Raw genomic sequence first — 8,869 nt, forward strand, 5'->3', positions numbered from 1 at the left:
GTCATTAAGTCCTCTAGTTTATGCGACGAACATCACTGAAATCTGGCAGGCTCAGCAGGCCATCCCAATGCATCCATACGGCAGTGGCCTTACCCACCAGCAACTCTTCCGGCACGAATCCCCAGTAGCGGCTGTCCTTGCTGTTGTCCCGGTTATCACCAAGGACAAAGTAGTTACCCTCAGGCACACGCCATTCACCGTCTATCACCGGGCGGTACAGATCACGGTAGATCCGGTGCCCGACCTCATCCAGTGTCTCGTTGAGCAGCAGCTGCTCTGGACGCGATGGCGGCAACTTGGCCAGCAACTCCTGCTGCTGGGGCACTCCGTTAATGTAGAGCACCTTGTCCTTGTAGGTGATCAAGTCACCCGGCACACCCACGACCCGCTTGATGAAATTGACGCTGGTATCCTCAGGATAGCGGAAGACAATGACATCACCATGTTGCGGATCATTGTTGCTGACGAACCGGGTATTCAGCACCGGCAATCTCAGGCCGTAATGGTACTTGTTGACCAGAATGAAGTCGCCAATCTTCAGTGTCGGCAACATGGAGCCGGACGGAATCTGGAAGGGCTCGTACAGGAAGGATCTCAGCAACAGCACCAGCAACAGGACCGGAAACATCGATTTTGAGGTATCCGCCCAACCAGGCTGCCGCAACAGCGCCTTGCGCTGGGCGTCAGGCAGGGTTTCCTGCGCCTGGGCCTGAGCATCCTGCAGCGCCTGTCGACGCCGCGGGGCAAAGATTGCGGAATCCAGCAGCCAAAGCACACCGGTCAACGCCGTGACCAGTACCAGTATCAGTGAGAAATCCAGATTCATAATCAGGCCTTAGCTGTCGACTTTAAGCACGGCAAGGAAAGCATCCTGGGGAATCTCGACCCGTCCCACCTGCTTCATACGTTTCTTACCTTCTTTCTGCTTGGCCAGCAGTTTCTTCTTGCGGCTGACATCGCCGCCGTAACATTTGGCGGTTACGTTTTTGCGCAACGCCTTAACGGTGGTACGGGCTATCACCTTGCCGCCCAGAGCCGCCTGAATAGCGACATCAAACATCTGCCGCGGAATCAGCTCTTTCATCTTTTCACACAGCTGTCGACCGCGATATTCAGCGTTGTCACGGTGCAAAATAACCGCCAAAGCATCGACCCGTTCACCGTTGATCAGAATATCCATGCGCACCAGCTTGGCTGCTTCGAAGCGCTGGAAATTATACTCCAGAGAGGCATAGCCACGGCTGACCGACTTCAGACGGTCGAAGAAGTCCAGTACCACTTCGGCCATCGGCAGCTCATAGGTGACCTGCACCTGCTTGCCAACGAAGTGCATGTTTTTCTGCACCCCGCGCTTCTCGACACAGAGTCCGATCACCTGGCCCAGATATTCTTCCGGCACCAGGATGTTGGCCAGCACGATCGGTTCGCGCATCTCGCGGATACTGCCCGGGTCCGGCAGTTTTGACGGGCTGTCGATATGGATGATATCCCCGTTGTTGAGCAGGAGCTCATAGACCACCGTCGGTGCGGTGGTCACCAGGTCCATGTCGTATTCGCGTTCCAGGCGCTCCTGAATGATCTCCATATGCAGCATGCCGAGGAAACCACAACGGAAACCGAAGCCCAGCGCGTCCGAGCTTTCCGGCTCGTAGAACAGCGACGCATCATTCAGCGTCAGCTTCTCCAGCGCATCGCGGAAGTCTTCATAATCATCAGCGCTGACCGGGAACAGGCCCGCATAGACCTGCGGTTGCACTTTCTGGAAGCCTGGCAGACTTGCTACTTCGGGGTGTTTGGCCGGTACTAGCGTATCGCCTACCGGTGCACCGTGGATATCCTTGATACCCGCCACAACAAAGCCGACCTCGCCCGCTCGGAGCACTCCGGTTTCCTTACGCTTGGGTGTAAAGATACCGACAGAATCCACCTGATGCGCCTGCCCGGTGGACTTGATAATGATCTTGTCCTTCTTGTGCAGCGTGCCCTGCTTGACGCGTACCAATGACACTACGCCCAAATAGTTATCAAACCAGGAATCGATGATCAGTGCCTGCAGAGGGGCTTCCACATCACCCTCCGGTGCAGGGATGACACGCACCAGTGCTTCCAGCACATCCTCGATGCCTAAACCGGTCTTGGCGGAACAGGCAATCGCATCCGTCGCATCGATGCCGATTACTTCTTCGACCTCCTGACGCACACGATCGGGATCGGCCTGGGGCAGGTCCATCTTGTTGAGGACTGGCAGCACTTCCAAGCCCTGTTCGATGGCCGTATAGCAGTTGGCCACTGACTGTGCTTCCACACCCTGAGCCGCGTCTACCACCAGCAGCGCGCCCTCACAGGCATACAGCGAACGCGAGACTTCATAGGAGAAGTCCACGTGCCCCGGCGTATCGATGAAGTTCAGCTGGTAGGTTTTACCGTCTTTGGCATGGTAGTCGAGGGTGACACTCTGTGCCTTGATGGTAATCCCGCGCTCACGCTCGAGCTCCATGGAATCTAGTACCTGGGCCTCCATTTCCCGGTCACTGAGCCCACCGCAGGTCTGAATAAGGCGATCTGACAGTGTGGATTTGCCATGGTCGATATGGGCGATGATCGAGAAATTACGAATATGATCCAGGTTACTCACGATAGGGCTACCCGACTCCAGCTGAAAACAGGGTTGATAAAGAGCACGCAGTTTAACGTAAGAAGGGGGCTCAGGTCATTAGAACCAGCGAGGCTTATCCACAAACGACAAGGGGCCTCTCGGCCCCTTGAATTCGGAGTTACTCCGGTTTCAGTGCTATGAACATGGGGTTGCCACGGCGCACGACTCGAAGGGGAACCGAGCGCCCTGCTGGCAGCTCCTCCACGATGCGCTGGAACTGCTCCAGAGTCTCTACCCTTTCGCCATTAAGCATGGTGATGACATCCCCTCGCACCAGTCCGGCACGGGCAGCCGCGCCCTCTTCAACCTGCTCCACGATCACCCCGGAACGAACACTCCATTTGTCCTTGAGCTCTTCCGGCAATGGCGCCACGACCAACCCCAGACGACTGGTCTCCACTGGCTGTTTCTTAGCGGCGGGCTGGCCATCACTGCCTTCATCCGGCAGACGTCCAATGGTTACCTCTAGTGTTTTCTTGCGCCCGTCGCGTATCACAACGACTTCTGCACTTTCACCCGGCTTGATCCTTCCAACCAACGGCGGCAAGTCGGACGACAGCACTACGCTGTGATCATTGAAGCTGAGGATGATATCACCCTCTTGCAGGCCTGCCGCCGCAGCTGGACTGTCCGGCATCACTTTGGCAACCAGGGCACCAGCAGGTTTCTTCAGGCCGAAGGACTCCGCCAGGTCACGGTTAACCTCCTGAATCAACACACCTAACCAGCCTCTCTCGACAAAGCCCTGCCCCTTAAGCTGCTCAGATACTTCAAGTGCCATATCGATCGGAATGGCAAAGGAAAGCCCCATGAAGCCACCCGAGCGGGTGTAAATCTGCGAGTTGATACCGACGACTTCACCATCGAGGTTGAACAGGGGACCACCGGAGTTGCCCGGATTGATCGCCACATCCGTCTGAATAAAGGGGACATAATTCTCATTAGCCAGTGCACGCTCGGTGGCACTCACAATACCCGCCGTGACACTGTGATCAAAACCGAAGGGGGAGCCGATCGCCAGTACCCACTCGCCCACTTTCAACTCCGACGACTGGCCAAGTCGCACCACCGGCAGGTCGTCTGCATCGATCTTCAACAGCGCCACATCCGTACGCTCGTCCGAACCAACCACCTTGGCTTCCAGCTCACGACGGTCATTCAGCCGTACCATGACCTGATCCGCATCCTTGATCACGTGGTGATTGGTGAGAATATAGCCATCATGGGAGATGATGAATCCGGACCCCAGCGAACGGGGGGCTCGGTGAGGACGATCCCGGAACTGAGGAATTTCACGGAAGAAGTGACGGAAGATTTCCGGGATCTCTTCGCCGTTGGGGCCCTGAAACTGCCCAAAAGGAGTGGATAGCGTTTGCGAGCCCTGCTTCTGTACTGTGCTGATGTTGACGACCGCAGGCGACGCCTCTTCAACCAGTTCGGTAAAATCGGGCAAGGCCGCCGCGTTGACCAGGGGCGTTAGCAGGCAGGCAAAAACGAGAAAAAGACTGATCCTGATTGCTTTCATCAAATACCACCTTTATCTGTTCAAACGATTCTGAGTAATACCGGCTGGTAGCGCACTTCAGCTCCCCGTCCTGTACTCAAACGGCGTGCCAGGACAAACCCCGTCAGCATCAGCACCATCGCCAGCATGATCTGCTGCCACTCGACCATCCCCATCGAAGACCCCAACAAGGCACCTAGAATCAGCATGAGAAGCGGTAACAGGTATAACAGCAGGGAAGCCCGAACCAGACTGCCTTCCTCCAGGCCGATCACGACCTGCTGACCCAGCTGGACCGGCAGCGCTTCGGGGTTTTGGACATCGATTTCGACCGTTTTCCCTTGCCCCCACTGTGACAGCACACCCTGGCTGCAGTTCGATTTACTGGCACACTGGGCACAGGCACTGGTGCGAGCAGCCGTCACTCTGACCCCTTCGGGGCCAACCGCCGAAACAAGGGCAACTTCTTCAATCATGTTTACTGCTCTGGTTTACTGCTCAGGCTGCACAGCACTGGCAATACGATCGGCAATCATCAACGGTACGTCACCGACCACGGTCACGAAATGGTCTCCGCGACGTTTACCCACAGCGATATAGCCGTCAGCCTGGGCCACGCCTTCAGGCAGGCTCTGGTGCCCCAACTCCTCGACACTGACTGAAAACGCATCACGTCCGTTGGCAAACACCATGACTTCACCGTGCGGCAGCAACTCGTGACGCACGATCGAATAACCTTCAGGCATCCAGCGCGTACTCCATTGAGGTACACGCTGCGCCCCCACCAGGTGCTGGTGCTGATCAATATATTTCTTAAGCCCATCTGACAGCCGGATCACATCGGGAGACTCGTAACCGGCGACAGTAGCTTGTGTTGAACGCCCGAGATTGGTCCGCATCAGGTCACCACTGACACTGGAACCTGGCAGGTAGAAATTGGGTGTCTGCGAGGGCGATTCGGAAAAGTTGCCCGCCCCCAGAATCACAACAGCCGTCACGGAGGCTGCTACCGCCATACTGCTGACCGAACGCCACCAACGTGAAACGGGTTTCTGCGGCTTGGCGGCATCAGGCTCGCGATCATAGACCGAGGGATGATAGACAGGCTCCTGCTCCAGTGCCGACATGACCCCGGCACTGATATCGACCTTTAGCCCTGCCTGGGCCTCACCTTTAAGAGCGCTCCGTGCGACATGATAGCGACGCCACTGCTGGGCCAGTTCCGGGTCATCCGCAACCTGCTCCAGCGTACGGCGCAGCTCGAATTCACCAACTTCGCCATCCATCAATGCAGAGATGGAATCATTCGCTGTATGCATAGCTTTTCCTCGAGTGCCACAGTGCGACATATCTCAATCAACTCGATTAATTGGCAAGCAGGGGGGCGATCTCCTTGTCGATCGCTTCTCGTGCTCGAAAAATACGTGAACGAACCGTACCGACCGGACAATCCATCACGTTGGCGATATCTTCATAGCTCATACCCTCGAACTCGCGCAGGGTCAGTGCCACGCGAAGATCTTCCGGCAAGCGGTCCAATGTTGTCTTGACCACGCGCTCGAGTTCATCCCGGTACAACGCACGCTCGGGTGATTCCAGATCGCGCAGTTCAGAATCAGTGTCGATATAGTGAGCATCGTCCACATCGACATCCACATCTGGCGGTCGACGGCTTCGCGACACCAGATGGTTTTTCGCGGTATTGATGGCGATCCGGTACAGCCAGGTGTAGAAAGCACTATCGCCACGGAACCCCGGCAAGGCACGGTAAGCCTTGATAAAGGCTTCCTGAGCAACATCCATCGCTTCGTGAGGGTCGTATACATAACGGCCTATCAGGCCGATTATTTTATGCTGATACTGTTTGACCAGAAGATCGAAGGCTTGTTTGTCGCCCGCCTGTACACGCTTGACCAGCACCTGATCGCTGGCTGCCTGACTTTCGTTAGACACTCGGTATCCTTAATTAAGTCGCTGCGACTTTAATGCCCCAGCACGCATCTCAGGGGCGTTTTCATTTTCGATGCAGTATGTAACGCCGACCTAATCCATTGCAACCTCATGTCTGTAGCAGGCACGCACCAACTATGAGCCTGAATACAGAATGAAGTTCCAAAAAAATTTAGTTGGCGAGCAGACTTACACTCATCTGTGTGAGACCGCATAATAGATTCCACTGAACGTACGGAATGTGAATATGAGCTCTACCCAAGGCACCCCTCTGGATTACGATGTACTGGTCATCGGTAGCGGCGCAGCCGGTCTGACTCTCGCCCTGCAACTCCCAAGCCATCTCAGTGTGGCGGTACTCAGTAAAGCCGACTTTGAAAGTGGCTCCACCTGGATGGCCCAAGGCGGCATTGCCGCCGTCCTTGAGCCTGACGACAGTGCCGAAGACCATATACGGGACACGCTTGTCGCGGGTGCCGACCTGAGCCGGCCTGAAGCCGTCAGCCATATTATCCACGAAGGGCCTACCAGCATTCAGTGGCTTATCGACCAGGGCGTTCCCTTCACACGTGAGAATGACCACTATCACCTGACCAAGGAAGGCGGTCACTCGCACCGGCGCATCATTCACGCCGCCGACGCAACCGGCCGCGCAGTCCATTCGACACTGCTGCAACGTGCCACCGAAGCAACTAACATCAGCCTGTTTGACCAGCACGTTGCTATCGATCTGATTACGCGACGCAAACTCCGCCTGCCTCAGAACCGCTGCATCGGTGCTTATGTACTGAACAGCCGCAGCGGCCACGTCCAGGCCTTTCGTGCCAAACAGGTTGTACTTGCTACCGGCGGTGCCGCAAAAGCCTACCTGTATACCAGTAACAGCGATGGCTCTACCGGTGACGGTATCGCCATGGCATGGCGCGCCGGTTGCCGGGTCGCCAATATGGAGTTCAATCAGTTTCACCCGACCTGCCTCTACCACCCCCAGGCCAAGTCATTCCTGATCAGCGAAGCAGTTCGCGGTGAAGGCGGGCGACTGCTGCTGCCGGATGGAACCCGCTTCATGCCGGCCTTTGACGAACGTGCAGAACTGGCCCCGCGTGACATTGTCGCCCGTGCGATTGACCATGAAATGAAGCGGTTGGGCTGTGACTGCGTATACCTGGATATCTCTCATCGTCCGGCGGGATTTATCAAGGAACACTTCCCGACGATCTACCAGCGCTGCCTCGACTACGGTATCGACATCACGCGTGACCCCATCCCGGTGGTGCCCGCTGCACACTACACCTGTGGCGGCGTAATGACCGACAGTGAAGGTCGAACCGACCTGGAAGGGCTTTATGCGATTGGCGAAACAGCCTTTACCGGACTGCATGGCGCCAACCGCCTGGCTTCAAACTCTCTACTGGAATGCATCGTCTTTGGCATGGCCGCCGCGCGTTCCATCAGTAACGCGCTAGAGCAGAGCCAATTTGAAACCGTTGAACTGCCCCACTGGGATGAGTCTCTGGTGACCAATTCGGACGAAGACGTCATCATCTCGCACAACTGGGATGAGTTGCGTCGGTTCATGTGGGACTATGTTGGTATCGTGCGTACCACCAAACGTCTGCAGCGTGCCCAACACCGCATCGAGCTGCTGCTGCAGGAGATAGCCGAGTATTACAGCAATTACCGAGTCAGCTCTGACCTGATCGAACTGCGCAATCTGGCGACTGTCGCCGAGCTAATCATCCGCAGTGCGATCAGCCGCAAGGAAAGCCGTGGCCTGCACTATACGCTGGATTACCCCAAAGCGGCTCAGGAAAGGATGGATACCGTACTCTCACCTCTCAATTTTCAGTGGCCGGATTCGGTGCGATAGGCGGCCCCAGAGTTAGAGCCACATGCAGACGCCTGGCCTCATCAGCGCTCAAACGGTCAGGCGTTATCCACAGCCAGCTGGGCAATGCTCGGTCCCGTCGCTGCAACAGCAACAAATGAACAACACCTTGTACGGATAAGCGTCGATAAAGCTTATCCACAGGCACCCAGTTACCTTCGAGCGTCAGCACAGACATCATTTTGTGCTCAACATCCCAGTCCAGGCCACAAACTTCGTCAGCCGCATCCATAACCATCAGTTGCCATACAATGACACTGCCAACCAGCAGGTAGGCAACCAGGACCAATACCAGGCGTTCAGGCTCTGCAGACAAATGGAACAGAGCGGCGCCCCCCAGAAACAGGGTCGCAGGATAAAGGATGCGCAGCAGCCTGCGGCCGCGGCGCAGATGGATTTTAATCGGGCTGAACGCGTTCAAGGATAATGTTCACTATCCGCTGCAAATCAGGATCTTCGGATTCACCACGCTGCATGAACCAGACAAACAAGTCCTGATCCTCACAATCCAGCAAACGAACAAAACGATCTTTATCGTCTTCTGCCAAATCGCGAAATGCCTCTTCCATAAAGGGTACCAGCAGTACATCCAGTTCCAGCATGCCTCGACGGCACTGCCAGGTCAGTCGACGCACATCATCTTCTGTATACATCTGTTCATCCCAATGCGTTAACAAGAGAGGCGAATCTTACCGGTTACCCCTGCTCTCTACCATCCCAAAGTAGTCCTACTTTGATACAACACCCATAACGCAAAAACCCCGGCCTCATCGAGACCGGGGTTTTCACTTAATTAAATGCTTGGCGATGACCTACTCTCACATGGGGAAGCCCCACACTACCATCGGCGATGACGCGTTTCACTGCTGAG

General features: G+C 55.9%; 9 protein-coding genes. 1 reads left to right on the forward strand and 8 read right to left on the reverse strand.

All coding sequences use genetic code 11. The annotated features are described in order from the left end of the window. Positions 1-13: 13 nt before the first annotated feature. From lepB to rpoE, 6 genes are all read right to left on the reverse strand, one after another. Positions 14-820 carry a signal peptidase I gene (gene lepB / locus ABD013_RS17615; protein WP_425543425.1) on the reverse strand — a complete coding sequence of 269 codons (807 nt, stop codon included), beginning with the start codon at positions 818-820 and terminating at the stop codon, positions 14-16. 15 nt (positions 821-835) lie between these two features. Continuing rightward, complete coding sequence (lepA, locus tag ABD013_RS17620; protein ID WP_343808977.1) at positions 836-2,635, reverse strand: translation elongation factor 4; 1,800 nt, start codon at positions 2,633-2,635, stop codon at positions 836-838. Between the two features lie 139 nt (positions 2,636-2,774). Further along, positions 2,775-4,181, reverse strand: a complete 1,407-nt coding sequence (locus ABD013_RS17625; RefSeq protein ID WP_343808978.1) for a DegQ family serine endoprotease — start codon at positions 4,179-4,181, stop codon at positions 2,775-2,777. Positions 4,182-4,201: 20 nt separating this feature from the next. Then, the gene (locus ABD013_RS17630; protein ID WP_343808979.1) at positions 4,202-4,636 is read right to left on the reverse strand and encodes a SoxR reducing system RseC family protein; all 435 of its coding nucleotides are present in this window, start codon (positions 4,634-4,636) and stop codon (positions 4,202-4,204) included. A gap of 15 nt (positions 4,637-4,651) precedes the next feature. Further along, positions 4,652-5,479, reverse strand: a complete 828-nt coding sequence (locus ABD013_RS17635; protein ID WP_343808980.1) for a MucB/RseB C-terminal domain-containing protein — start codon at positions 5,477-5,479, stop codon at positions 4,652-4,654. 46 nt (positions 5,480-5,525) lie between these two features. Beyond that, the gene (gene rpoE / locus ABD013_RS17640; protein WP_343808981.1) at positions 5,526-6,113 is read right to left on the reverse strand and encodes an RNA polymerase sigma factor RpoE; all 588 of its coding nucleotides are present in this window, start codon (positions 6,111-6,113) and stop codon (positions 5,526-5,528) included. 244 nt (positions 6,114-6,357) lie between these two features. On the opposite strand from rpoE, the gene nadB reads away from it, so the two are divergent. Continuing rightward, positions 6,358-7,980, forward strand: a complete 1,623-nt coding sequence (nadB, locus tag ABD013_RS17645) for an L-aspartate oxidase (protein ID WP_343808982.1) — start codon at positions 6,358-6,360, stop codon at positions 7,978-7,980. On the opposite strand, the gene ABD013_RS17650 is transcribed toward nadB, so the two are convergent. Both ABD013_RS17650 and ABD013_RS17655 read right to left on the reverse strand, forming a co-directional pair. Then, entirely contained in the window at positions 7,949-8,419 is a 471-nt protein-coding gene (locus ABD013_RS17650) for a hypothetical protein (protein WP_343808983.1), read from the reverse strand. The genes nadB and ABD013_RS17650 overlap by 32 nt on opposite strands. Further along, the gene (locus tag ABD013_RS17655) at positions 8,397-8,651 is read right to left on the reverse strand and encodes an FAD assembly factor SdhE (RefSeq protein WP_343808984.1); all 255 of its coding nucleotides are present in this window, start codon (positions 8,649-8,651) and stop codon (positions 8,397-8,399) included. The genes ABD013_RS17650 and ABD013_RS17655 overlap by 23 nt, the downstream gene beginning before the upstream one ends. Positions 8,652-8,869: the final 218 nt, after the last annotated feature.

Origin of the sequence: Marinobacterium maritimum, from assembly GCF_039523155.1 — a bacterium.
In the GTDB taxonomy this organism is placed as follows: domain Bacteria; phylum Pseudomonadota; class Gammaproteobacteria; order Pseudomonadales; family Balneatricaceae; genus Marinobacterium; species Marinobacterium maritimum.